Below are 24,141 nucleotides of genomic sequence, written 5' to 3'. Positions count from 1 at the left end.
CCTTTACAAAGTAGATTTCAGACGAGGACGCGCAGCGCGCCCGGCCGCACCTCGCAGTGCACCGGGACCGCGCCGATGCGCTCCCCGTCGGCGTAGGCGACCAGCTCCTCGGCCTCGATCCGGATGCCGCGCACCCGCCGTACCGACACGGCCGGATGCGTCACGTGCCGTCCCCGGTACACGCTCGGGAAGACGCGCAGGAACTCCGCCCTGGACAGGGCGCCGATCGTCACCACGTCCAGCAGCCCGTCGTCGGGCCTGGCGTCGGGGCAGACGCGCATGCCCGCCCCGTACGAGCGCGTGTTGGCCACCGCCACCAGCATGGCCTCCCGCTCGATCACCTCGTCCTCGTCCAGCGTCAGGCGGAACGGGACCGGCCGGAACGAGCGCAGCTCCCGCGCCGTGGCCACCATGTAGCGGGCCATGCCGGGCGGCCAGGTGAGCCGGTTGGCCCGCTCGTTGACGCGCGAGTCGAACCCGCAGCACGCCACCCCGGCGAACAGCTCCTCGGCGCCGCCCGTGCGGATGTGCGCGGCGTCCACCAGGCGCGGCTTCATGCGCAGCACGGTCGCGGCGGCGGCCACCAGGTCGCCTCGGGGCAGGCCGAGCGCGGCGGCGAAGTCGTTGCCGGTGCCCGCGGGGATGATGCCGAGCGGCACGTCGGTGCCGGCCACCGCCTGCACGGCCAGGTGCACGAGACCGTCGCCGCCGAAGGCCACGAGCGCGTCGGGGCGCTCGGAGACGGCGGTGCAGGCCCGCTCCATCGCGTCGGTGGCGTCGTCGCCGACGATCACCGACAGCTCGGCCCCTCCGGCGCGCAGCCGCCGTGCCACGGGCTCGAGCAGGCGCAGCGTACGCCCGCCGCGCGCGGCGGGGTTGACCAGCAGGGCGAGGTGCGGTGAGGAGGCCACGCCCGGAATGTATCGCCTGCCGGACGCAACCGGAATGCCCTTATCGCTTACTGGATCCAGGCGGGTCGTCGTCGAGCGGCGCCGGGTCGTCCAGCGGAGCCGGGTCGCCGACCGGCGCGTGGTCCTCGACCAGCGGCGAGGCCTCGTCGTCGGACAGGTGGGAGAAGTCCTCGGTGTTCGGCAGGCGCCGCTCACGCAGGAACATGAAGCCTTCGGCCAGGAAGTACAGCACGACCATCGGCGCCGCCAGCGCCATCATCGTCAGCGGGTCGCCGCCGGGCGTGATGACCGCGCCGAAGACGAACATGACGAAGACGACCGTACGGCGGTGCTTCTTGACCGTGGCGTGCGACAGGACGCCGATGATGTTGAGGAACACCAGCAGCAGCGGCAGCTCGAACGAGACGCCGAAGATCACCAGCATGATCAGCACGTAGCTGAGGTACTCGTCGATCTGCACGGCCGCGACGGTGTCGCTGGGCGCGAACCCGAGCAGGATCGCGAGGCTGGTGTCCATGATGAAGTACGCCAGCGCGGTGCCGAGCAGGAACAGCGGGATCGCCAGCCCGAGGAAGGCGAAGGAGTACTTCTTCTCGTTGCGGTAGAGGGCGGGCGTGACGAACGCCCAGATCTGGTACAGCCAGACGGGTGAGGACACGACGATCCCGACCAGGGCCGCGACCTTCAGCGTCAGGAAGAACGACTGGAAGATGCCACTGAAGATGAGCGTGCACTCACCGGGGCGGAGCTGACCGGCCGCCGGCGTCTCGCAGAACGGCTCCTTGATGAACGCCCACACCGGGTCGAAGACGAAGAAGCCCACCACGATGCCCACGACCATGGCGAGCAGCGCGATGACCAGGCGGTTGCGCAGCTCCCGCAGATGCTCCATCAGCGGCATGCGACCCTCGGGGTCGGGTGCCGGCTTGCTCGACCGTTTGAGCAGCGCCATCTAGCAGTCCAGGTGACGAGGAGGGATAGGTGGTCAGGCGGGCTTGTCGGCCTGCGAGGCGGCGCTGGCGCGCAGCCTGGCGGCCTGCTCCTCGAGCTGGCGGGCCTGCTCCTCGGCCGACAGCGCCGGAGCCGGGGCGGCCGGGATCTGCTGCGGCTGCACGGGCTGGGGCTGCGGCTGCGGCTGGACCGGAGCCTGCGCCTGGGCCTGGACGTGGTGCTGGGCCTCGGCGTCGTCGTCGTCACGCAGCTTGGCGGTCTCCGACTTGAAGATGCGCAGCGACCGGCCGACGCCCCGGGCCATCTCGGGCAGCTTCTTCGCACCGAACAGCAGCACGAGCACGAGTGCGATGATCAGAAGTTCAGGAACTCCGAGGTTCGGCATGAAACGTCCTTTTGTGAGCGAGTGCCTGTTTCAGCCACGATCGTACGCTGCCTGGGGCGTGGTCTCATCCCCTTGGCCCGCCAATCTGGCCCGCCTTGGCTCAAGCTGCGCGTGCGCCGCGGCGATTTCCCTCTTCAGAGTACGTGCCGCGACGGCGACTCGGGCACCGGCGACGCCGAGCACGACCAGCCCCGCCACCCCCAGCCCCGCCGACAGGAAGATCCAGGTCATGAGTGGTGAGCGTACAGGGCCAGGGCCCGCTCGGCCTCCTGGCGCACGGTCTCGGCCATCTCGGGCGGCGAGACGACCCGGCCGGTGTCGCCCAGGCGCAGCGCCAGCTTGAGTATCCAGTCCTCGTCGCGGGCCCGCAGCGCCACCCGCAGCCGCCCCTCGCCCAGCTCGGTGACCTGCTCGCACGGGTAGTACTCGGCCACCCACCGCCCGGCCGCGCTCAGCTCCAGCTCGACCAGCTCGTCGGTCGGCGACGGGCGGAACACGCCGGCGGTCACGTCGCGCGGCTCGGCCTCGGCGGGCGGGTCGGCCGGCACGTCCAGCACGTCCACGCCGAGCACCCGGTCGAGCCGGAACAGCCGCATCGCCTCGGCCCGGTAGCACCAGCCCTCCAGGTAGGCGCGGCCGTCGACGACGACGAGCCGCATCGGGTCGACCTCGCGCGGCGTCACCTCGTCGCGGCCCTGCACGTAGTAGCGCAGCGACAGCCGCCGGCCCCTGGTCAGGCCCTCGCGCACGCGGGGCAGCGCGTCGGGCGCGGCCTCGACGTCCACGGCGACCTGGGTGCTGACGGTGGCGGCGCCCTCGCCCGCGGCCCGCTCCAGCTTGGCCATGACGCGCGGCAGCGCGTCGCCGGGCACCTCCGCCAGCTCGGGGGTGGCGGCCAGCATGCGCAGCGCGACCAGCAGCGCGCTGGCCTCGTCGATGCCGAGGCGCAGCGGCCTGGCGATGGTGTCGGCGTTGTCGATGATGATCTCGCCGCCGTCCCAGGAGACGTCGATGAGGTCGCCCGGGGTGTGGCCGGGCAGCCCGCACATCCACACGAGCTGCAGGTCGTCGATGAGCTGCTTCTCGCTCAGCCCGAACACGTCGGCCACCTCGCCGACCTGCGCCCCCGGGTGGGACATCAGGTACGGCACCAGCGCCAGCAACCGCGGCAGCCGATCCGCCGATCCGCTCATGCGCCCTCCTTCGTCGGCCGCATGAGCGGACCACTGCCGCGTCTGATGGTTCGCTCGCTGCGCTCCCTCACGCCAATGCCCCCTTCAATCGCCGGATGACCGCCTCGCGGGCGTCCGGCGGCTCGACCACCTCGACGTCGGCGCCGAGGCTGGCCATCCACCCGGCCAGCCGCTCGGGGTCGGTGAAGGCCAGCTCGGCCTCGTCCCACCCGCCGGTGCCGGGGCGCACGGCCCTGGCGAGCTGCCGCAACCCCTCGCACGCCCCCTGGCGCACGCGGACGACCGCGACCCGCTCGTCGGTCGTCTCGTCGGGGAAGCCCACCATGGCCCGCAGGTCGACGCCCTCGGGCACCTCGACGGCGCCCGGCCGGCCGACGGTGCTCACCTGCCCGGTGATGCGGCTGAGCCGGAAGGCGCGAGGCGCGTCCCTGTCACGATCGTAGCCCGCCAGGTACCACCGGCCGCGCCGGCTGACCACGCCCCACGGCTCGACGGTGCGGCTGCGCACGGTCTCGCTTCCGGCACTGCGGTAGTCGAAGCGGACCACGCGCCGGTCGCGCACCGCGTCCCACAGCGCGGGGAAGGCCGGGTCGCGGGTGTCGACCCGCAGCTCCAGCGCGCCCGTGCCGACGGGCTGGTCGGTGGCCACGCCGCCGGCCCGCAGCTTCAGCAGCGCCCCCGAGGCGGCCTCGGCCAGGCTGGCGCGCTGCCACACCTGGGCGGCCAAGCCCAGCACGGCGGCCTCGTCGGGCTCCAGCGTGATCTCCGGCAGTTCGTAGGACTCCCGCTCGATCCGGTAGCCCGGCTCGTCCTCCCACGGGTCGCGCACGACGTCGATGGGGATGCCGATCTCGCGCAGCTCGTTCTTGTCCCGCTCGAACATGCGCTGGAACGCCTCGTCGCCATCGCGGTCGTAGCCGGGGACGGCCTGGCGGATCTGCTCGGCCGACAGCGGGCGCCGGGTGGCGAGCAGGCAGATCACGAGATTGAGCAACCGCTCTGTCTTCCGGCGCGACATCTGCCTCACTCCTCCTTCATCGACGCTACCCTGCCCCCGTGATCAGATGGCGCAAGGGCGAGGTCGTACGGATCCGACGCGAGTGGCCGGGAGCGGTGGAGCTGGACGTCACCGTCCCCGAAGGGGAGTGCCGGGCGCTGGCGTATCCACCGTTGGTGGGCCGCCCGGAACCCGGCGATGAGGTGCTGCTCAACACGACCGCGCTCGCGATGGGTCTCGGTACGGGAGGTTACGCCATGGTGGTGGCCGTCCCGAACCGTTTGCCGGAAGATCCCGACGGTCCCGGCCACCTGGTGAAGGCCAGGTACACCCCGCTGCAGGCCACGGTGCAGGGCGCCGACGAGCAGGATTCGCCGCATCACGCCAGGTTGCGGGAGGCCGACTCGCTGGAGGACATGCCGGTGATCGTGGCGGATCTGCACTCGGCGCTGGCGCCGATCCTGTGCGGACTGTACGAGGCCAGGCCGGGCGTGCGGGTGGCGTACGTGATGCAGGACGGCGGGGCGCTGCCCGTGTGGTTCTCCATGGCGGCGGCCCGGCTGCGGGAGGCCGGCTGGCTGGCGGGCGTGGTGACGGTGGGCCAGTCGTTCGGCGGCGACCTGGAGGCGGTCACCGTGCACACGGGGCTGCTGGCGGCCCGGCACGTGCTGGAGGCCGACGTGGCGATCGTCACGCAGGGGCCGGGCAACCTGGGCACGGGTACCCGGTGGGGCTTCTCCGGCGTGGCGGCGGGCGAGGCGGTCAACGCGGCGGGCGTGCTGCGGGGGCGGCCGGTGGCGGCGCTGCGGGTCAGCGAGGGCGACCGGCGCGAGCGCCACTACGGCGTCTCGCACCACTCGCTGACCGCCTACGGCCGGGTGGCGCTGTCGCCCGCTCAGGTGCCGGTGCCGGACCTGCCGGGCGAGTTCGGGGTGCGGGTCAGGGACCAGGCCGAGCTGCTGGCCGTCCGGCACCGCCTGGTGCCGGTGCCGGTGGACGGCCTGCGCGAGGCCCTGGAGTCGTCGCCGGTGCGGCTGTCGACGATGGGACGGGGCCTGGAGGAGGACCTGGCCTACTTCCTGGCCTCGGCGGCGGCGGGCAGGCTGACGGCCTCGCTGCTGGCGTAGGAGTCCTTGAACGTGAACGCCTCGGGGCCGGGCCCCTCGGCCTTGAGGCGTTCGAGCCGCCGCATGCCCTCGGCCAGCGTGGGGATCTCACCGGCGGGCACCCACCACATCACCATGTACGGCTCCATCATGCGCAGGAACCACTCCCTGCGCCGCCGCAGCACGGCCAGGTGCTCGCTGCGGTAGGTGTAGTTCCACAGCGCCTCCAGCGACTCCCACACCGAGAAGTTGATCAGCAGGTGGTCGCCGTACTCGTGCACGACGGTGGCGGTGGGGTCGCTCTCGCTCTCCTTGAGCCGCCACACGAACCCGGGCGCGGTGTCGGCGACGGCGTTGATCGGTTCGAGCTGCGCGACGAACTCGGCCATCTCGGGGCTGTCGACGGGGGCGCGCAGGTGGGCGATGTTCAGCTCGGCGAGGTGCATGGCAGGTGGCTTCATGGTGCTCAGCACACCATCACCCGCCTTCTATGTCAACGTCTATTTGTTTTAGAGAGACGCAGCACTCCCCCGGCCGCGGATCCAGCACCGCCCGCCCCGGATCGTCACCCAGCCCCTCCAGCAGCCCCTGGCACAGCGCCAGGTTCATCGAGCACACCAGCAGCGGCTGCTCCTCGGCCAGCACGTGGAACGGGCAGTTGCGCAGCCGCACCCGCCCGCCCTCCGCGTACGGCTCGTAACCGCGCTCGCCCAGCACCCGCTCCACCGGTTCCCCCGGTGCCGCCCGCCGATCCGCGCGCCCGCGCCGCGCGCCACCTCCTCGGCCCGCTCCTCAGCGCCGAGCACCTCCACCACGTCCGCCAGCACCGAGGCGAGCGTCACGTAGTCGCGCGGCGGCAGGCTCACCGACCGCTCGCCCCTGGCCCGGCGATACACCTTCGCCGGCCGGCCGCTGCCCGGCCCCTTCTTCTCCTGCGGGCGGAACCCGCTCTCCAGCAGCCCCGCCTCCACCAGCTTGTCCAGATGGTGACCGGCCAGCGTCCTGGACACGCCCGCCGCCTCGGCGGCCTCCCCCCGGCCCACCTCGCCGCCCCGGGAGGCGACGACGTCGTACAGGCTGCGGCGGACCGGGTCGTGCAGGAGGGCCAGCGCCTCGATGTCGCCGCCACTCACGTCGTCGCTACTCACAGCGGCGAGTCTACGAAAGCTTCCGCGCCGCGCGCGGCCTTGCGGGACGTCATCCGGCTTCAGTAGGCATCCGGCTTCAGTAGGCCGCGAGGAGATCCACGACGAAGACGAGGGTGTCGGAGCCCTTGATGCCGAAGGCCGGGTTGCCGGCGCCGCCGTACCCGTCGGCGGGCGGGACGATCATCAGGACGCGGCTGCCCGTGGGCACGCCCGCCAGCGCCTTGTCCCACGCCCTGATCACGCTGCCGTCGCCCAGCTTGAACGCCTTCGGCCCGCCGCTCGCCCAGGTGGCGTCGAAGACGCGGCGGCGGCTCCACACGGCCGCCTCGTACTGGGTGACGACGAGCTGCCCCGGCCGCGCCGCCCGCCCGTCGCCCCTGGCCAGCACCTTGGCCGCGAACCTGGCCGGCGGCCGGCCCGCGGGCACCGCCAGCGCCGGCCGGGCGCCGCCGCCGACCCGCACGCCCGCCAGCGAGCCGCCGCGCGCCTCGACCGAGGCCGCCTTGCGGTGGGCGCCGAGGATGTCGACGACGTAGAACAGCTCCTCGCCCGCGGGCACGCCCTGCGGCGGGTTCGCGCCGAACCCGTACTCGGGCGGGATGGCGGCGATCACCCGGCTGCCCACCCTGCGGCCCTTCAGCGCCCGCTCCAGGCCCGGCAGCAGCCCGCCCAGCGGGAACGCCGCCGGGGTGCCTCGGGTGAAGCTGGAGTCCACGAGGCGGTTGTCGCGGCCGTCCCAGACGTGCGCGGTGTACTGGACGATCGCCACGTCGCCGGCGCCGAGCGGCTCGCCCTTGCCCGTGCTCAGCTCGTCCACCTGCAGCCCGGACACGGGCCTGCCGTCGGGGAAGTCGATCGTCGGGCGGGCGCCGAACGCGCCGCCCACCTTCAGGTCCAGCTCCTGCGCGGCCCCGCTCGTGCAGCCGGCCAGCAGCAACGGGACCAGCAGCAGCGGGGCCGGCAGCAGTGACGCGGCGGCACGGCGCATCGGTCCTCCCAGCACGCGGAACGGCCCGGCGGCTCCCCCGCAGAGCAGGGTGTGCCGCCGGGCTCGCGATGCTACCGCGCCACGACGGTGCCCGTCAGTAGGCGCCCGTCAGTAGGCGCCCGTCAGTAGGGGCGCCCGTCAGTAGGCTCCGAGGACGTCCACGACGAACACCAGCGTGCTGTTGGCCGGGATGCCCTGCTGCGCCTGGCTGCCGTAGCCGAGGTCCGGCGGGATGCTCATGACGACGCGGCTGCCGACCGGCACCCCCGCCAGGCCCTTCTGCCAGCCCTGGATCACCTGCGCGAGCGGGAACTCGGCCGGCTGGCCCCGCTCCCAGCTCGAGTCGAACTGCTGGTCGGTGCCCCAGATCTTGCCCGTGTAGTGCACGACGAGCGTCTGGCTGGCCTTCGCCTTCGCGCCCGTGCCCTGGATGACCGTCTTGACGACGAGCTCCTTGGGCGGCTTCTCGCCGGTCTTCGTGCTCAGCGTGGGCGCCTTCTCGCCGCCCGGGTTCGTCACCGTGACGCCCTTGATGGACTCGCCGGTCTCCTTGCCGGTCGCCGCCTTCAGCGCGGCCGGCTGCGTGCCCACCACGTCGAACACGAACACCTTGGTCGGCTCGGCCGGCGTCGTCGCCTGCTGCTGCACGGCGGAGTCGTTGGCCAGCACGGCCAGCAGCCGGCCCCCGTGCTTGACCTTGGTGAAGCCCTCCTGCAGCACCTGCGGCAGCTGCTCGTTGACCGCGATGGTCTCCGGCGCCTTGGTGTCGTAGGAGGAGCCCTGAACGGCGTTGCCCTTGCCGTCCCAGTTGTAGACGGTGAGGTTGACGATCACGCGGTCGCCCGACTTGACGTCGTTGCCGGTGCCCGGCTGGATCACCTCGTAGGACGACTTCGTGGCGGGCGAGCCCGCGGGGAAGGTCACCGTGGGCTTGGCGCCCACGTTCCCGGTGACCTTGACCCCCGACGGGGCGGCGGCGGCCGTGCTGGTGGCGGTGCTCGTTGCGGTGCTCGTGGTGGCGCCGGTGGTGGCGCCCTCGGAGCCGCACGCGGCGGCGGACAAGATCAATGGCACGGCGGCCAGTACGGCCAAGGCGCGGCGCATGGATTTCCCTCGGAAAAGACGTCAGATTCGCGCCACACTACCCGACAGCCCGGTAGGCCCGAGGTAAACGCGGAGGTAAACCGCGGAGGTGAACGCCGCCCCGCGGGCCGCGCCGCGCCGCCGCCTACATGCCCGCGATCAGTTTGTCCACCCGCTCGTCCACGCTGCGGAACGGGTCCTTGCACAGCACCGTGCGCTGCGCCTGGTCGTTCAGCTTCAGGTGCACCCAGTCGACGGTGAAGTCGCGCCGCTTCTCCTGCGCCTTGCGGATGAACTCGCCGCGCAGCCGCGCCCGCGTGGTCTGCGGCGGCACCGACTTCGCCTCGAAGATCTTCAGGTCGGACGCCACCCGCTCCACCGAGCCGCGCTTCTGCAACAGGTAGTACAGGCCGCGCTTGCGGTGCACGTCGTGGTAGGCCAGGTCGAGCTGCGCCACCCGCGGCGAGGACAGCGGCAGGTCGTACTTGCGCCGGTAGCGCTCGATGAGCTGGTACTTGGTCACCCAGTCGATCTCCCGCGAGACCAGGTCGAGGTTGCCGGTGTCGACCGCGTTCAGGGTGCGCTCCCACAGCTCCAGCACCCGGTGGGCGATCGCGTCGCCGCCGCGCCGGTCGACGAAGTCCTTCGCCTTCGACAGGTACTCCTGCTGGATCTCCAGGCTCGACGCCTCGCGCCCGTTGGCCAGCCGCACCCGCCGCCGGCCGGTCATGTCGTGGGAGACCTCGCGGATGGCCCGGATCGGGTTCTCAAGGCTCAGGTCGCGCATCACCGTGCCCGACTCGATCATGCGCAGCACCAGGTCGGTGGCGCCGACCTTGAGCAGCATCGTGGTCTCGCTCATGTTGGAGTCGCCGACGATGACGTGCAGGCGGCGGAACCGCTCGGCGTCGGCGTGCGGCTCGTCACGGGTGTTGATGATCGGGCGCGAGCGCGTGGTCGCGCTGGAGACGCCCTCCCAGATGTGCTCGGCGCGCTGCGAGACGCAGTAGACGGCGCCGCGCGGCGTCTGCAGCACCTTGCCCGCCCCGCACACGATCTGCCGGGTCACCAGGAACGGGATCAGCACGTCCGCCAGCCGGCCGAACTCGCCGTGCCGGCCGACCAGATAGTTCTCGTGGCAGCCGTAGGAGTTGCCGGCCGAGTCGGTGTTGTTCTTGAACAGGTAGATGTCACCCGCGATGCCCTCTTCGCGCAGCCGCTTCTCGGCGTCGACGAGCAGGCCCTCGAGGATGCGCTCGCCGGCCTTGTCGTGGGTGACGAGCTCGATGACGTTGTCACATTCGGGGGTTGCGTATTCAGGATGGCTGCCCACGTCGAGGTACAGGCGTGCGCCGTTGCGGAGGAAGACGTTGCTCGATCGGCCCCAGGACACGACCCGCCGGAACAGGTAGCGCGCGACCTCGTCGGGGGACAACCTGCGCTGCCCCCTGAACGTGCAGGTCACACCGTACTCGTTCTCCAGCCCGAAGATGCGACGATCCATCACCTCACACTATGCCCACGGATCGGCGAGCGGGAGAGATCTTCGCAGGTGTTTTCCCTTCAGCCCCGCCGATGACCGCTATGTCCCCCGTCCTGGCCTGCTCGGGCACCCGTGCCCGCCCCCACTGGGCGCGGGTGCCGCCACGCGCCGTCAGGGGGTGTAGATCTCCTGAACCTGGACGATCTTCCCCTTGTGGACGGTGATGAGGGACGGGTGGCCCGCCTTGGCGTGCCGCTTGATCAGCGTCGCCCGGGAGCACCGCTTGGCGCCCAGGCCCGTCTTGCGGTCGACGGTGAGGCCCTGGCCGGTCACCTTGCACCCGTACGCCGACAGGAACACGACGTCCTTGGCGATGGGCGAGGCGTAGGCCATGGTGGTGCCCTCGGGCGGGCCCTCGAAGTACCCCTCGGTGTGGGTGTCCTTCTTCCACCTGATCGGCTCGTACTCGGCGACGCCGCCTTTCACGTAGGTGAGCCAGCCGCGCAGGATGCCGTCGTGGCGCGGGTGGATGCCCTTGGTGAAGTCGTGCTCCGGGTCCGCCTGGAAGCTGGTGCCGAAGATCTTCGGCGCCTTGTACTTGGGGAACGCGGTGGCCGCCTCGGCCGCCACGCCGCTCGTCAGCATCACGGCCGCCGCGGCACCAGCCGCCAGCAGGCCACGCAAGGGAGTGTTCACAGATCTTGAGATCCGCGATCACCGGCCGGAGTTCGGGCGGCCGGAAGTGAAACAGGTCACATCCCCACAAGCCGACGGGGGCCGCCGTGGCGACCCCCGTCGAGAACGTCCGCGAGCCGGCGTGGCGGCCCCGTCAAGAACGTCCGTGGGCCGCCGACATGGCGGCCCCGGCGAGAACGTCTGTGATCGCCCTACAGCGGCGAGGAGCCGTCGTCCACGTCTCCCTCGGGCCCCGTGGGCGGCGGCGTGTCACCGGAGCCCTCAGCGGGCGCCGCGGGCGGTGTGGCGGTCGCCGACGGAGGGTTGCTAGTCTGGGCGAGCAGCCGCTCCAGCCGCGCCCCGGTCAGCCGCAGGAACTTGCGATGCTCCCGGTTGCGGTCGAGCACCGCCACCTCGAGCTGCCCCACCGGCGGCCGCTCGCCGCCCGGCTCGGTCAGCGCGGCCAGCGCCACCTCCAGCGCGTCGGCCAGCGACATCGACTCGCGGTAACGCTCCTTCAGCCGCCCCGCGACCGCCTCGGCCTGCCCGCCCATGGCCGCGAAGCCGTGCTCGTCGAAGACCGACCCGTCGAAGGTCAGCCGGTAGATGGCGTCGCCCTCCTTGGTGTCGCCCACCTCGGCGACGACGACCTCCACCTCCAGCGACTTGATCGACTCGGTGAAGATGCGGCCGAGGTTGGAGGCGTAGAGGTTGGCCAGGCCGCGGCCGGTCACGTCGGAGCGGTCGTAGGTGTAGCCGTTGATGTCGGCGTAGCGGATGCCGCCGAGCCGCAGCTCCTCGAACTCGTTGTAGCGGCCCACCGCCGCGAAGCCGATGCGGTCGTAGATCTCGCTGATCTTGTGCAGCGCCCGCGACGGGTTGGGCGCGACGAACAGGATGCCGTCCACGTACTGCAGGACGACCACGGACCGGCCCCGCGCGATGCCCTTGCGCGCGTAGTCGGCCTTGTCCCGCATGATCTGCTCGGGGGACGCATATCCGAAAGGCATGGACACGTGTGGAGGTCCTTTCTAGCGCAGCGGGGCGATGGGGCCGTCGGGCGAGATCATCCGGGCGTCGAGCATCTGCTGGACGTAGCCGGAGACCTCCTCCTCCGACAGGCGGCGGAAGCCGTCGGCGTCGATCACCGACACGATGGGCCAGATCTTCCTCGTCACATCGGGCCCGCCGGTCGCCGAGTCGTCGTCGGCGGCGTCGTACAGCGCCTGGATCAGCGTCATCACCATGTCGTCGGCCGACGCGCCGTCGCGGTAGAGCTTCTTCAGCGACCCGCGCGCGAAGATCGAGCCGGACCCGATCGCGTCGAACCGCTCCCGCTCGTACGGCCCGCCCGCCACGTCGTAGCTGAAGATGCGCCCCTCGTCGCGGTCGGGGTCGTAGGCGGCGAACAGCGGCACCACCACCAGGCCCTGCATCGCCATGGCGAGGTTGCCCCTGATCATGGTGGCGAGCCGGTTGGCCTTGCCCTGGACCGACATGGACCGGCCCTCGACCTTCTCGTAGTGCTCCAGCTCCACCCGGTAGAGGCGGGCGAACTCGATGCCCGTGCTGGCCGTGCCCGCGATGCCCATGCACGAATAGTCGTCGGCGCGGAACACCTTCTCCACGTCACGCTGCGAGATGATGTTGCCCGACGTCGCCCGACGGTCGCCCGCCATGACCACGCCACCGGCGAAGGTGGCGGCCACGATCGTGGTCGCGTGCGGAACCTGGTCACCGATCGGCGTGGCCAGCACCTCACCCCGCCGCGGCAGCAACTCAGGCGCGTACGAGCCGACAAACTCTGTGAACGAGGAACTTCCGGTGTTCTGGAAGAGCTGGTTCATCAAGCCGGCGGGCAGATCCCTGTGCGATGCCACGCGACTCCCTCCAAACGTTCAGTGTTCCTAGGGCGACCCTACTCATGTTGGGTTGCTGTCTGCACTTCCCACGATCAGCTCACGGCGAACCACCCGTCACAACGCGCCCGAATGGCCCTATAAGACACCTCGCGTGCCGAAGGTCCGTGTTCGGATCGTTTCTTTACGCCCGCCACCGCCCATGCGATTGTCGGTATGTCTGCACGTCCTGAACAGGAAGGCCGACACATGCGACTCCCCAGCCGGCCCGCGCTGATCGGGGTCATCGCCGCACTCGCCCTCACCTCCTGCGGCACCGGCGGCGGCCCCGACGAGAGCAGCACCACCCTCACCATCGCCGCCAACTCCATCGAAGGCGGCAAGAACGCCGAGTCCGCCCAATGGATCAAGCAGTGGGTGATCCCCGAGTTCGAGAAGACCCACCCCAACGTCAAGGTGCTCTTCCAGCCCAGCGGCGTCGACGACGAGCAGTACAAGACCAAGATCGCACTCGACCTCAAGTCCAGGACCGGCGCCGACGTCATCGACCTCGACGGCATCTGGGTCGGCGAGTTCGCCCAGGCCGGCTACATCAAACCCCTCACCGAGGTCGGCGGCGCCACCGTCGAGCAATGGGAGGGCTGGTCCCAGATCCCCCAGGCCGTGCAGGGCCTCGGCATCTTCGACGGCAAGAAGTACGGCCTGCCCCAGGGCACCGACGGCCGCGTCCTGTTCTACAACAAGACCCTGTTCACCAAGGCCGGGCTGCCCGCCACCTGGCAGCCCCGCAGCTGGCAGGACATCATCGACGCCGGCACCCGGCTCAAGGCCGCGGGAGTCCCCACCCCCATCCAGCTCAACGCCGGCACCGCCATGGGCGAGGCCACCACCATGCAGGGCCTGCTCCCCCTCCTCGCCGGCGCCGGCGCCGAGATCTACACCGCCGGCAAATGGACCGGCGCCTCCCCGGCCATGAAAGACGCCCTCGCTCTCTACCAGCGCGTCTACGGCGGCAGCGGCCTCGGCGACCCCAAGCTCCAGCAGGAGGCCAAGGGCCGCGACAAGTCCTTCGCCCGGTTCGCCGAAGGCAAGATCGGCATCCTCGCCGAAAGCGACTACTTCTGGCGCTCCGTCATCGAGCCCAAGGCCGGCGTCGCCCCCATGAAGGACCGCGACCAGGCCGTCGGCTACGCCAAGATCCCCGCCAAGCAGCCCGGCTCCGGCATCCGGGGCCAGGACTACGTCAGCATGTCCGGCGGCGCCGTACGCGTGCTCAACCCGTTCTCCAAGAACCCCAGGCTCGCCTGGGACCTGCTCGCCTTCATGCACTCAGCCGCCGCCACCAAGGCGCAGCTCGCCGGGCAGGTCCGCATCAGCGCCCGCACCGACGTCAACGACGAGGTGCTCACCGCCGACCCCATGCTCAAGTACATCGCCGACGACGTGCTGCCCCTCACCGCCTACCGGCCCGGCCTCGCCGTCTACCCCCAGGTCTCCACCGCACTCCAGGAGGCCACCGCCGCCGTCGTCAGCGGCAGGAGCGCCGACGAGGCCGCCACCGCCTACCAGGCCAAGCTCGAGGGAATCGTCGGTGGCGCGGCCAACGTCAGCGGCTGACGCCGCCGGGCTCGGCACGGGCAGGGCGATCGCGTTCGTCCTGCCCGCCCTCACCCTCATCGCCGTCTTCCTCGTCTTCCCCGCCCTGTGGACCATCTACCTCGGCCTCACCGACTACCGCCTCACCGGCACCGCCGCCGCCGACCCCCGGCTCGTCGGCACCGCCAACTACACCGGCGCGCTCACCGACCCCCGCTTCCTGTCGTCACTGTGGCTCACCGTCCTGTACGTCGGCGGCTCCGCCGTCATCGGCCAGGCCGGCCTCGGCTTCACCCTCGCCTGGACCCTGCGCACCCGCACCGGCCCCCTGCGCCGCGCCGTCGAAGGCGTCGTGCTGTTGTCGTGGATCCTGCCCAGCACCGTCGTCGGCTTCCTCTGGTTCGCCCTGCTCGACCGCGACGACGGCACCCTCAACGCGCTCCTGCACACCCCCGGCCTCGCCTGGCTCCTGGACCACCCGCTGCTGTCGATCATCGTCTTCAACGTGTGGCGCGGCACCGCGTTCTCGATGATGCTCTACTCCGCGGCGCTCGAGAACGTGCCGCCCTCCCACCTCGAAACCGCCCGCCTCGCCGGCGCGAACGTCCCCCAGCAGCTCCGCGACGTCGTCCTGCCCGCCATCCGCCGCCACATCCTGACGAACCTCCTGCTCATCAGCCTGTGGACGTTCAACGACTTCACCCCGTTCGTCCTCACCGGCGGCGGACCGGAAGGGCGCTCCGAGATCCTGCCCGTCTACGTCTACCGCGTCGCGCTCAAGGACGGGCAACTCGGCGCCGGAGCCGCCATCAGCTTCCTCATCCTGCTCATCAACCTCGTGCTCGCCCTCGCCTACCTGCGGCTCCTGCGCGGCCGCCGCCAACGCCGCCGTCACCAGGAGATCGCCGCCGCCGGAGGCCCGCCCGCATGATCCGACACACCCTCGGCAGGCTCGCCACCACCGTCGTCATCGCCGCCGTCCTCGCCCTGTTCGCCCTGCCCATGCTCTGGCTGGCCAGCGCCCCCTTCGACGACACCCCCGCCATCACCACCTCCATCCCCGACTTCACCCTGCGCAACTTCGCCGCCATCCTCGACAACCCCTACGCCCTCGGCTCCATCCGCAACTCCCTCATCCAAGGCGGAGGCGCCGCCGCCCTCGTCGTCGTCCTCGCCGCGCTCGCCGCCTATGCGCTCTCCCGCGTCCGCGTACCCGGCCGCGACGCCCTGCTCTACCTGCTCCTCCTCCTGTCGTCCGTCGTCACCGGCACCGCCGCCATGGTGCCCATCTTCGAGCTCGCCACCCGCCTCGGCCTCATCGACACCCACCTCGGCGTCATCCTCGTCGTCTCCGGCGGCCTCCTGCCCGCCGCCATCTTCATCCTCAAGGACTTCATGGACGACACCCCCACCTCCTACGAGGAGTCCGCCCGCGTCTTCGGCGCCACCCCCCTGCAGATCCTGCGCCACATCGTCATCCCCCTCGTCCGGCCCGGCCTGGCCACCATCGCCGTCTGGGCGCTCGCCAGTGTCTGGGGCGGCTTCCTGTTCCAGTTCATCCTGCTCAGAGACCCGGAAAAAGCCCCCGGCTCCGTCATCCTCTACACCCTCTACACCGAAGGCGGCGCACCCAAGCTCGACCTCATCTCCACCTTCTCCCTGCTCTACTCCCTGCCCGTCGTCGCCATGTACCTGTTCGTCTCCAAGCGCTACGGCTTCCGCTTCCACGGAGGCATCAAGACGTGACCCGGCCGGGCAAGGAGAAACCCGTGATCACCCTGCACGCCCTCACCAAGACCTTCCCCGGCGGCGTCCACGCCCTCGACGACATCCACCTCACCATCGCCGACGGCGAGTTCTTCGCCCTCCTCGGCCCCTCCGGCTGCGGCAAGACCACCCTCCTGCGCACCATCGCCGGCCTCGAGACCCCCACCCGCGGCACCGTCCACATCGACGGCCGCGACGCCACCCCGCTCCCCCCAGGACAGCGCGACGTCGCCATGGTCTTCCAGGACTACGCGATCTTCCCCCACATGGACGTCACCACCAACATCGCCTACCCCCTGCGGATCAAGAAGGTCCCCCGCGCCGAACGCACCGCCAAGGCCGCCGACGTCGCCGCCCGCCTCAGCCTCACCGACCTCCTCCACCGCCGCCCCGCCGAACTGTCCGGCGGCCAGCAGCAACGCGTCGCCCTCGCCCGCGCCATCGCCTGCCACCCCACCGCCTTCCTCTTCGACGAACCCCTGTCCAACCTCGACGCCCGCCTCCGCCTCGAAGCCCGCACCTTCCTCAAACGCCTGCAGCGCGAGCTCGCCGTCACCACCGTCTTCGTCACCCACGACCAGGCCGAAGCCCTCGCACTCGCCGACCGCATCGCCGTCATGTCCGCCGGCCGCATGATCCAGGTCGCCACCCCCGCCGAGATCTTCCACCGGCCCGCCACCACCTTCGTGGCCTCCTTCATCGGCTCCACCCCCATGAACCTGCTGCCCGCCCGCGCCACGGACGCCGCCCTCCACGTCGCCGGCGCCACCCTGCCCCTCCCGGCCCCCGTCCAGGACGGGCACCTGACCTACGGCGTCCGCCCCGAATACATGACCCTGTCCCCCACCGAACGCCCCGACGCCTTCCCCGGCACCGTCTCCGTCCACGAGAACCTCGGCACCCACACCCTCGTCACCCTCGAAACCCCCGCCACCCTCATCCAGGCCGTCGTCCCCGAAGGCGACGAACCACCCCTCGGCACCCCGCCTGGGCCGTCCCCCGCCGCGCCCTCCTCTACCGCGACGACACCCTCCTCACCACGCTCTGAGACGGCCGCCATACTGGGCCTATGGCCACCAGGAACTGGATCCTGCACCTCGACCTCGACCAGTTCATCGCCGCCGTCGAACTCCTGCGCCACCCCGAACTCCGCGGCAGACCCGTCGTCGTCGGCGGCACCGGCGACCCCACCCAGCCCCGCACCGTCGCCGCCACCGCCACCTACGAAGCCCGCGAACACGGCATCCACTCCGGCATGCCCCTGCGCACCGCGCTCAGACGCTGCCCCGACGCCGTCTTCCTGCCCAGCGACCCGCCCTCCTACGAAGCCGCCTCAGCCCGCGTCATGGCCGTCCTGCGCGAATTCCCCGTCCACGTCGAAGTATGGGGCTGGGACGAAGCCTTCCTCGGCGCCACCACCGACGACCCCGAAGCCCTCGCCGCCGACCTCCAGCACGCCGTACGCGCCCGCACCCACCTCGACTGCTCCATCGGCATCGGCGACAACAAACACCAGGCCAAACTCGCCTCAGCCTTCGCCAAACCCGCCGGGATATACCGCCTCACCACCGAGACCTGGGCCGCCACCATGAACCACCGCCCCACCGACGCCCTCTGGGGCATCGGCACCAAGATCTCCGCCAAGCTCGCCGCCCACGGCCTCCACACCGTCGCCCAGCTCGCCGCCGCCGACCCCGCAGACCTCGCCCGCCACTTCGGCCCCACCAACGGCCCCTGGTACCGCTACCTCGCCCTCGGCAAAGGCGAAGCCGAAGTCGTCACCACACCCTGGATCGCCCGCGGCCACAGCCGCGAAACCACCTTCCCCACGACCTCACCGACCCCGCCGCCATCGCGACCCACCTCGCCACCCTCGCCCAGCAGGTCGCCCACGACGCCGCCGACGCCGGCCGCACCATCACCCGCGTCACCGTCAAGATCCGCACCACGCCGTTCCAGACCCGCACCCGCCAGACGAAACTCCCCACCCCCACCACCGACCCCGCCACCATCACCCGCACCGCCCTCGACATCCTCGACCGCCACGACCTCACCCACCCCGTCCGCCTCATCGGCGTGGCCGTCGAATACACGATGCCGAAAACCTGAACCGTCAATGCGAACCGCACATCACCCGGCCGATGACAATGGTCCACATGCTCGAACTCCGGCCAGAGCACCTCCCCCTCCGGATAAAGCGCCGCCAACTCCAGCACCACCGCGTTGTCGGCGAAATGCCCGAGCCCGTTGTTGCAGGTGAAACAGAGCACGCCACGCACCTGACCGGTCGCGTGGCAGTGATCAACGAACGTGCCAGGGACGACCCGGCAGATGGCGCAGAGCCCGCCCTGACGGGCGAGCATGCGCGCGAAGTCGTCCTCTGTTATGCCGTAACGGTGCTGCAGCAGATAGTTCCGCTCGCTCCCGTATTTCTTAATCTTGTTCCAGCCCGGTTACTCCCGGACTCCTCAACCGGCTTGATCTCCTCACAGCGCGGACAATATTTCGAGCCTTCGGAACGGGGATCGCCTCGCGAACGACCTTCCCTTGCTCGGCCTTCCGCTTGCGATTCCCCCCTTTCAGATGTCCGTTTTGCCCTACTCTCCGCCCTTTTGGACATACGAGCGCACAAATTCCTCTGCGTTCTCTTCGAGAACTTCGTCGATCTCGTCCAGAATCGCGTCGACATCGTCCGTGAGCTTCTCCTGCCGCTCCTGGACGTCCGGCGCCGCCGACGCCTCGGTCTCCTCGACGTCGGACTCGCGCCGCCCGGTCTGCTTCTGCCCGCCGGTGTCCTTGGTTGCCATGTCCTACCTCCGGTTGGGGGACTGCCTCTACCGCATATCTTCCCCGAACGAGCCGACATTTCGCGCCGAACGCCCTGCGATCTTGCCCGCTTGACTAGATAGCATTCCTATCTAACAATGAACCCCCGTACCTACAGGAGGTTGAGATGTCCCCTTCGTCCCTGAGCATCGCGGGTGTGCTCCTCATCACAGTCCCCGGCGTGGCCTACGGCGGCGTGACGCTGCTGTCGTTCCTGATGAAGAACGTCCCCGGCTATCTGGACAACCCGGTCCGGCGGGGGCTGTGGCGGGCGGGGCACGCGCACGCGGGCGTGCTGGTGCTGTTCGCCCTGGTGGCGATGCTGTACGTGGATCAGTCGGGTCTGCCGGAGGCGTTGAAGGCGCTCACGCGGCTGCTGATCGTGGCGGCGCCGATCCTGATGCCGCTGGGTTTCTTCCTGTCGGTGGTGCGTCCGAGTGACACGAAGCCGAGCAGGCTGATCCTGCTGACGTACGCGGGCGGGGTGTGCCTGGCGGCGGGCACGCTGATGCTGGGGATCGGCCTCCTCCTCTGAGGGGAGGCCGATGCCCCGAGCGTGTGGGAGCGGTCAGTCGCCGCCGGTGAGCGCGGAGACGAGGTCTGCGGCTGTCTTGCAGCGGTCGAAGAGCTCGCCGACGTGGGCCTTGGTGCCGCGTAGCGGTTCGAGGGTGGGGACGCGCTGGAGCGATTCCCGCCCGGGGATGTCGAAGATGACGGAGTCCCAGGACGCGGCGGCGACGGATTCGCTGTATTGGCGCAGGCATCGGCCGCGGAAGTAGGCGCGGGTGTCGGTGGGCGGGTGTTCGACGGCGCGCTGGACTTCTTCCTCGGTGACGAGGCGTTGCATGCGTCCGCGGGCGACGAGGCGGTTGTAGAGGCCGCGGTCGGGGCGGATGTCGGAGTATTGGAGGTCGACGAGCTGGAGCCGGGGGTGGGACCAGGCGAGGCCGTCGCGGCTGCGGTAGCCCTCGAGGAGTTCGAGTTTGGCGACCCAGTCGAGTTCGCGGGCGAGTTGCATGGGGTCTTCGGCGAGGCGGGTGAGGACGGATTCCCAGCGGTCGAGGATGTCCTTGTTCATCTCGTCCTGGGCGGTGCCGCGCTCTTCGACGTACTTGCGCGCTTGTTCGAGGTATTCCATCTGGAGCTGGACGGCGGTGAGCTTGCGTCCGTCGCGCATGGGGATCTCGTAGCGGCAGGTGGGGTCGTGGGAGACGGCCCGCAGTGCCTGGACGGGGTTCTCGACGGCGAGGTCGCGCGTCAGGAAGCCTTCTTCGATCATGGCGAGGACGAGCGCGGTGGTGCCGAGTTTGAGGTAGGTGGAGATCTCGGACATGTTGGCGTCGCCGATGATGACGTGCAGCCGCCGGTATTTCTCGGGGTCGGCGTGCGGCTCGTCGCGGGTGTTGATGATCGGGCGCTTGAGCGTGGTCTCGAGGCCTACTTCGACTTCGAAGAAGTCGGCGCGCTGGCTGATCTGGAAGCCGTCGCCGCGGGAGTCCTGGCCGATGCCGACCTTGCCGGCGCCGACGACGACCTGCCGGGAGACGAAGAAGGGGGTGAGGTGCCTGACGATGTCGGCGAAGGGGGTGGCGCGCCGCATCAGGTAGTTCTCGTGGCAGCCGTAGGAGGCGCCTTTGGCGTCGGTGTTGTTCTTGTAGAGCTGGATGGGGGCGTTGGAGGGGATGGCGGACGCGCGGGTGGCGGCGTCGTACATCACTCGTTCGCCGGCTTTGTCCCAGATGACGGCTGCCCGGGGGTTGGTGCATTCGGGCGAGCTGTATTCGGGGTGGGCGTGGTCGACGTAGAGCCTGGCTCCGTTGGTGAGGATGACGTTGGCCAGGCCGAGATCCTCGTCGGTGAGCTGGCTGGGGTCTGCCACTTCTCTGGCCAGGTCGAAGCCGCGCGCGTCGCGGAGCGGGTTCTCCTCCTCGAAGTCCCATCGTGCTCTGCGCGCGCGGGCCGCCGAGGCGGCCAGGTAGGCGTTCACGACCTGTGAGGAGGTCACCATCGCGTTGGCGCCTGGCTGGCCGGGTACGGAGATGCCGTACTCGGTCTCGATGCCCATCACCCGACGCACCGTCATGCAACACCCTCTGTTCGTCCGGGTCTGTCTATCCGCCGTTTATATGCCCGAGCCTATGCCCTTCACAGTGCCCCAGGGCCACAGAGTTATGGCACCGACGTCTTTTCCATCTGTACGGCCGGAGCTGATGGGGTTTGTGTGCGTCTGCGTGGCTTGAGTAGCCGCTGGATGGGGCGTTCGGCAAAGGAGTAGACGAGATACGCCACGAGAATCGACACCAGTGTCGTGGCCGTGGCGACGGCCCAGGGGGGCAGTTGGCCGGTGAGCAGCGGGATGAGGGCCACGGCGATGACGCTATGGAAGAGGTAAAGCGGGTATGTGGTGCCGCCGAGCGCGGTGAGCGTCCGCGATGATCGCATGCGCAGGACGCCGAGCGCCATGAGGGCCATCACGGCGTAGATCAGGGTCAGGGTGATGACGACGCTGAGGTCGGTGACGGGCATGTTCTTGAACCCGGCGAGCTCGATGCGGCCGTGCACGCGACCGAGGGCCGAGTGCAGGGAAAGGCCGTAGGCGGCGGCCACGTAGAGCCAGGGCAGCCACCCGCCACCGTGCTTGTGGACGAGGTACAGGGCCATGCCGGCGACGAAGTATCCGGCGTAGCCGGGCATGACGATCTCGTTGACGACGTCGTTCTTGAAGATGTCGTACTCGGCGAGGAGTTTGACGCCGAGTGCGGCGGTGAGCCAGATGCCGCAGAAGGTCAGGACGCGCCCGCGGGTGACGCCGATGATCACGAGGATGGCGATCAGGAGGTAGAAGCGCAGCTCGGCCCAGAGTGACCAGTAGACGCCGCTGGCGTCGGTGACCTTGAACAGCCGCTGGAACATGGTGGCGTTCAGCAGGTATTCGCCTGGGGAAAGTTTTGGGTCGAGGGCTTTGGCGCCGGTGAGGCCGTAGAGGGCGGCGATGGCGGCGAGGCTGAGCCAGTACGCGGGGTAGAGGCGGACGAGCCGGGAGCGGGCGAACGCGCCGAGGCCGCGGCCCCAGACGGTCATGAGGATGACGAAGCCGCTGATGATGAAGAAGAGTTCGACGCCGAGGATGCCGAGCCCGGCGACGGGGGCCAGGGCGGGGAACAGCTCGGCGGGCCGGTCTCCCCAGACGGAGGCGTAGGCGACCAGGTAGTGGAAGGCGACGACGGCGAGGGCCGCGAGGAAGCGCAGGAGGTCGAGCTCGGCCAACCGGCCGTCTCCTCGGGCGTGTCTGGATCGGGACCGGCTGGGTGGTTGCACGCCTGCTTTGACGTCACTTCGATCACTTTGGTTCCACGGGTCCCTCCGTTCCCACGAGCAGCACGCGGGAGGTGTGGTCGAGGGCGAGGGTGTGGCGGGCGGCGGGGGTGAGGGCGAGCAGGCCGGCGGCTCCGGCGGCGCCGCAGTCCGACAGGGCGATGCCGTGGGCGGCGAGGAGGCGGGCGGCGGCGGCCGCCTGCTGGTCGGTGATGGTGAGGTAGAGGTCGGCGAGGTGGATCAGGAGGTGGTGGGCGAGGAGTGAGGGTTCCCGGCAGTCGAGCCGGCCGAGGGTGGTGGGGTGGCCGCCGACGCGGAGGGGTTCGCCGGCGCGGGCGCTTTCGAGCAGGCAGGGGGCGCCCTCGGGTTCGACGACGACGATCTTGGGCTGTTCTCCCCAGCGGTCGCGGACGTATCCGGCCGCGGCGGCGGCGAGCCCGCCGACGCCGGCCTGGACGAACACGTGGGTGGGTGCCGTGTCGTGCCGTTCGTGCGGCGCTGTGGGCTGTCGTGGGGGCGGGAACGCGCCGGGGTCGGACAGTTCGTCGAACAGGACGCTGTAGCCGCGCATGACGTCCAGGGGGACGCTGGTGTAGCCGTCCCATGAGCTGTCGGCCACGAGCCGCCAGCCGTTGTCCTGGGCGGCGGCCATGGCGGCGGTCATGCTGGCCTCGTAGTCGTGGCCGTCGCGGCGTACCTGGGCGCCGAGTGCGCGCAGCCGCTGGGCGAACGCTTCGGGGACGCCTTCGCTGAGGATGACGACACAGGGCACGCCGACCTCGGCGGCTCCGGCGGCGACGGAGATGCCGTGGTTGCCGGCGCTGGCGCAGACGAACGGGGCGCCGCCGCCGTCGCGTTCGGCGAGCAGGTGCACGGCGTGGGCGCCGCCGAGCGCTTTGAAGCTGCCGAGCCGCATGCGTCCGCTCTCGTCCTTGACGTACGCGGTGCCGGCGCCGCCGAGCCCGGGGACGGCGTGGACGGGGGTGGGCCGGTAGTCGGGGTGGCGGGCGAAGCGGGCGCGGGCCTGGCGGGCGTGCTCGACGCCGATGAGGGCGCGGTCGTGCTCGGTGTACGGGGTGCGGCCCGGGTTGCCGTATTCCATGATCGCCATGCTAGGCGGGGCCGGTCATCGGCCGTCGCGGGCGGCGGCGACGGCGGCCTGGCCGAGGCTGATGCCGCCGTCGCCGGCCGGGACACGTACATGGGTGAGGACCCGGAAGCCGGCGGCGCGCAGCCGCTGGACGGTGCGGTCGAGGAGGAGGGCGTTGTGGAAGACGCCGCCGGACAGGGCGACGGCGGTCAGGCCGGTGTCGTGGCGGAGTTCGACGCAGGTGCGGGTGATGGCGGCGGCGACGCCGTTGTGGAAGCGGCCGGCGATGACGGCCGGGTCGGTGCCGGCGGCGAGGTCGGCGGCGGCGGCGCGGACGAGGTCGCCGCCTTCGACGACGAGCGGGCCGCCGGTGGTGGTGAGGGTGGCGGGATAGGCGCCGGTCTCGGCGGGGTCGGTGCGTTGTTCGAGCTCGAGGGCGGCCTGCCCGTCGTAGGTGATGGTGTCGCGGATGCCGAGCAACGCGGCGACGGCGTCGAAGAGGCGGGCGGCGCTGGAGGTGAGGGGCGCGTGCGCGGCGGTGAGGGCGGCGGCCCAGTGTGCGGCGTTGCGGGCGGCGACGTCGAGCCCGGGGTGGTCGTCGCGCAGGTAGGCGGCGGTCATGCGCCAGGGCTGCCGGACGGCGGCGGCGCCGCCGGGCATGGGGACGGGGGCGAGGTGGGCGAGGCGTTCGTAGCCGGTCAGGTCGGCGCGCAGGAACTCGCCGCCCCACAGGGTGCCGTCGGGGCCGTGGCCGAGGCCGTCGAAGGC

General features: G+C 70.7%; 25 protein-coding genes and 3 pseudogenes. 8 read left to right on the top strand and 20 right to left on the bottom strand.

The window, feature by feature from the left end; all coding sequences use genetic code 11:
- Positions 1–17: 17 nt before the first annotated feature.
- From KIS93_RS51600 to KIS93_RS51575, 6 genes are all read right to left on the bottom strand, one after another.
- On the bottom strand, positions 18–911 hold the full coding sequence (locus KIS93_RS51600) for a diacylglycerol/lipid kinase family protein (RefSeq protein ID WP_080037264.1): 894 nt from the start codon (positions 909–911) through the stop codon (positions 18–20).
- A 40-nt stretch (positions 912–951) separates the two neighbouring features.
- On the bottom strand, positions 952–1,863 hold the full coding sequence (gene tatC, locus KIS93_RS51595; protein WP_230466026.1) for a twin-arginine translocase subunit TatC: 912 nt from the start codon (positions 1,861–1,863) through the stop codon (positions 952–954).
- Between the two features lie 33 nt (positions 1,864–1,896).
- Positions 1,897–2,247 (bottom strand): Sec-independent protein translocase subunit TatA, encoded by a 351-nt coding sequence (gene tatA, locus KIS93_RS51590; protein ID WP_080037263.1) that lies wholly within the window; start codon positions 2,245–2,247, stop codon positions 1,897–1,899.
- 30 nt (positions 2,248–2,277) lie between these two features.
- On the bottom strand, positions 2,278–2,478 hold the full coding sequence (locus KIS93_RS51585) for a hypothetical protein (protein ID WP_080037262.1): 201 nt from the start codon (positions 2,476–2,478) through the stop codon (positions 2,278–2,280).
- Positions 2,475–3,440: a helix-turn-helix transcriptional regulator gene (locus KIS93_RS51580; protein WP_186404934.1), complete on the bottom strand. Its 966-nt coding sequence runs from the start codon at positions 3,438–3,440 to the stop codon at positions 2,475–2,477. The genes KIS93_RS51585 and KIS93_RS51580 overlap by 4 nt, the downstream gene beginning before the upstream one ends.
- 67 nt (positions 3,441–3,507) lie before the next feature.
- The gene (locus tag KIS93_RS51575; RefSeq protein WP_080046539.1) at positions 3,508–4,458 is read right to left on the bottom strand and encodes a helix-turn-helix transcriptional regulator; all 951 of its coding nucleotides are present in this window, start codon (positions 4,456–4,458) and stop codon (positions 3,508–3,510) included.
- A gap of 38 nt (positions 4,459–4,496) precedes the next feature.
- Between KIS93_RS51575 and KIS93_RS51570 the strand changes: the two genes are divergently transcribed.
- A complete protein-coding gene (locus KIS93_RS51570; protein ID WP_080037261.1) occupies positions 4,497–5,564 on the top strand; it encodes a DUF3866 family protein in 1,068 nt (355 codons plus the stop codon).
- Here the strand turns inward: KIS93_RS51570 and KIS93_RS51565 are convergent.
- From KIS93_RS51565 to prcB, 8 genes are all read right to left on the bottom strand, one after another.
- Positions 5,510–6,004, bottom strand: coding sequence for a DUF3291 domain-containing protein (locus KIS93_RS51565; RefSeq protein WP_080046538.1), 495 nt, complete (start codon positions 6,002–6,004; stop codon positions 5,510–5,512). The genes KIS93_RS51570 and KIS93_RS51565 overlap by 55 nt on opposite strands.
- A gap of 144 nt (positions 6,005–6,148) precedes the next feature.
- Positions 6,149–6,691, bottom strand: a complete 543-nt coding sequence (locus KIS93_RS51560) for a helix-turn-helix transcriptional regulator (RefSeq protein ID WP_335673938.1) — start codon at positions 6,689–6,691, stop codon at positions 6,149–6,151.
- Between the two features lie 76 nt (positions 6,692–6,767).
- Positions 6,768–7,679, bottom strand: a complete 912-nt coding sequence (locus KIS93_RS51555; RefSeq protein WP_080037259.1) for an FKBP-type peptidyl-prolyl cis-trans isomerase — start codon at positions 7,677–7,679, stop codon at positions 6,768–6,770.
- 138 nt (positions 7,680–7,817) lie between these two features.
- Positions 7,818–8,753: an FKBP-type peptidyl-prolyl cis-trans isomerase gene (locus KIS93_RS51550; protein WP_155126622.1), complete on the bottom strand. Its 936-nt coding sequence runs from the start codon at positions 8,751–8,753 to the stop codon at positions 7,818–7,820.
- A gap of 154 nt (positions 8,754–8,907) precedes the next feature.
- Complete coding sequence (gene pafA, locus KIS93_RS51545) at positions 8,908–10,266, bottom strand: Pup--protein ligase (protein ID WP_080037257.1); 1,359 nt, start codon at positions 10,264–10,266, stop codon at positions 8,908–8,910.
- A 150-nt stretch (positions 10,267–10,416) separates the two neighbouring features.
- On the bottom strand, positions 10,417–10,941 hold the full coding sequence (locus KIS93_RS51540) for a hypothetical protein (RefSeq protein WP_230466023.1): 525 nt from the start codon (positions 10,939–10,941) through the stop codon (positions 10,417–10,419).
- Between the two features lie 191 nt (positions 10,942–11,132).
- Positions 11,133–11,930, bottom strand: a complete 798-nt coding sequence (gene prcA, locus KIS93_RS51535; protein WP_080046537.1) for a proteasome subunit alpha — start codon at positions 11,928–11,930, stop codon at positions 11,133–11,135.
- Positions 11,931–11,951: 21 nt separating this feature from the next.
- Positions 11,952–12,767, bottom strand: coding sequence for a proteasome subunit beta (gene prcB, locus KIS93_RS51530; protein WP_155129531.1), 816 nt, complete (start codon positions 12,765–12,767; stop codon positions 11,952–11,954).
- 261 nt (positions 12,768–13,028) lie between these two features.
- On the opposite strand from prcB, the gene KIS93_RS51525 reads away from it, so the two are divergent.
- The 6 genes and pseudogenes from KIS93_RS51525 (at position 13,029) to KIS93_RS69320 (ending at position 18,251) form a co-directional block, all read left to right on the top strand.
- Positions 13,029–14,396 carry an extracellular solute-binding protein gene (locus KIS93_RS51525; RefSeq protein WP_080037254.1) on the top strand — a complete coding sequence of 456 codons (1,368 nt, stop codon included), beginning with the start codon at positions 13,029–13,031 and terminating at the stop codon, positions 14,394–14,396.
- The gene (locus KIS93_RS51520; RefSeq protein ID WP_080037253.1) at positions 14,371–15,306 is read left to right on the top strand and encodes a carbohydrate ABC transporter permease; all 936 of its coding nucleotides are present in this window, start codon (positions 14,371–14,373) and stop codon (positions 15,304–15,306) included. Before KIS93_RS51525 ends, KIS93_RS51520 begins: the two co-directional genes overlap by 26 nt.
- Positions 15,303–16,121, top strand: coding sequence for a carbohydrate ABC transporter permease (locus tag KIS93_RS51515; RefSeq protein WP_080037252.1), 819 nt, complete (start codon positions 15,303–15,305; stop codon positions 16,119–16,121). The genes KIS93_RS51520 and KIS93_RS51515 overlap by 4 nt, the downstream gene beginning before the upstream one ends.
- A pseudogene (locus KIS93_RS69330) lies at positions 16,118–17,047 on the top strand (ABC transporter ATP-binding protein); the annotation flags it as partial. The gene KIS93_RS51515 and the pseudogene KIS93_RS69330, both read left to right, overlap by 4 nt.
- Positions 17,048–17,211: 164 nt before the next feature.
- Positions 17,212–17,913 (top strand): annotated as a pseudogene (locus KIS93_RS69325) (DNA polymerase IV); the annotation flags it as partial.
- Entirely contained in the window at positions 17,877–18,251 is a 375-nt protein-coding gene (locus KIS93_RS69320) for a DinB/UmuC family translesion DNA polymerase (protein WP_420895893.1), read from the top strand. The pseudogene KIS93_RS69325 and the gene KIS93_RS69320, both read left to right, overlap by 37 nt.
- Before the next feature lie 143 nt (positions 18,252–18,394).
- Here KIS93_RS69320 and KIS93_RS69315 read toward each other — a convergent pair.
- Both KIS93_RS69315 and KIS93_RS51495 read right to left on the bottom strand, forming a co-directional pair.
- Positions 18,395–18,505, bottom strand: a pseudogene (locus tag KIS93_RS69315) (endonuclease domain-containing protein); the annotation flags it as partial.
- A gap of 234 nt (positions 18,506–18,739) precedes the next feature.
- On the bottom strand, positions 18,740–18,949 hold the full coding sequence (locus KIS93_RS51495; RefSeq protein WP_080037250.1) for a ubiquitin-like protein Pup: 210 nt from the start codon (positions 18,947–18,949) through the stop codon (positions 18,740–18,742).
- Between the two features lie 146 nt (positions 18,950–19,095).
- Here KIS93_RS51495 and KIS93_RS51490 point away from each other — a divergent pair, with 146 nt between their 5' ends.
- Positions 19,096–19,503, top strand: coding sequence for a hypothetical protein (locus KIS93_RS51490; RefSeq protein ID WP_080037249.1), 408 nt, complete (start codon positions 19,096–19,098; stop codon positions 19,501–19,503).
- Between the two features lie 33 nt (positions 19,504–19,536).
- Here KIS93_RS51490 and dop read toward each other — a convergent pair whose 3' ends face one another.
- From dop to KIS93_RS51470, 4 genes are all read right to left on the bottom strand, one after another.
- Complete coding sequence (gene dop / locus KIS93_RS51485) at positions 19,537–21,051, bottom strand: depupylase/deamidase Dop (protein WP_080037248.1); 1,515 nt, start codon at positions 21,049–21,051, stop codon at positions 19,537–19,539.
- Positions 21,052–21,137: 86 nt separating this feature from the next.
- Entirely contained in the window at positions 21,138–22,235 is a 1,098-nt protein-coding gene (locus tag KIS93_RS51480) for an acyltransferase family protein (protein ID WP_230466022.1), read from the bottom strand.
- A gap of 73 nt (positions 22,236–22,308) precedes the next feature.
- The gene (locus KIS93_RS51475; protein WP_080046535.1) at positions 22,309–23,385 is read right to left on the bottom strand and encodes a pyridoxal-phosphate dependent enzyme; all 1,077 of its coding nucleotides are present in this window, start codon (positions 23,383–23,385) and stop codon (positions 22,309–22,311) included.
- 24 nt (positions 23,386–23,409) lie between these two features.
- Positions 23,410–24,141, bottom strand: a 732-nt coding sequence (locus KIS93_RS51470) for a Kae1-like domain-containing protein (RefSeq protein WP_478212902.1), incomplete at its 5' end; no start/stop codon positions are given.

The organism is [Actinomadura] parvosata subsp. kistnae (assembly GCF_900323885.1).
GTDB lineage: Bacteria > Actinomycetota > Actinomycetes > Streptosporangiales > Streptosporangiaceae > Nonomuraea > Nonomuraea composti.
Note: the sequence above shows the minus strand (reverse complement) of the source record. Positions and strands in the feature narration are given on the sequence as shown.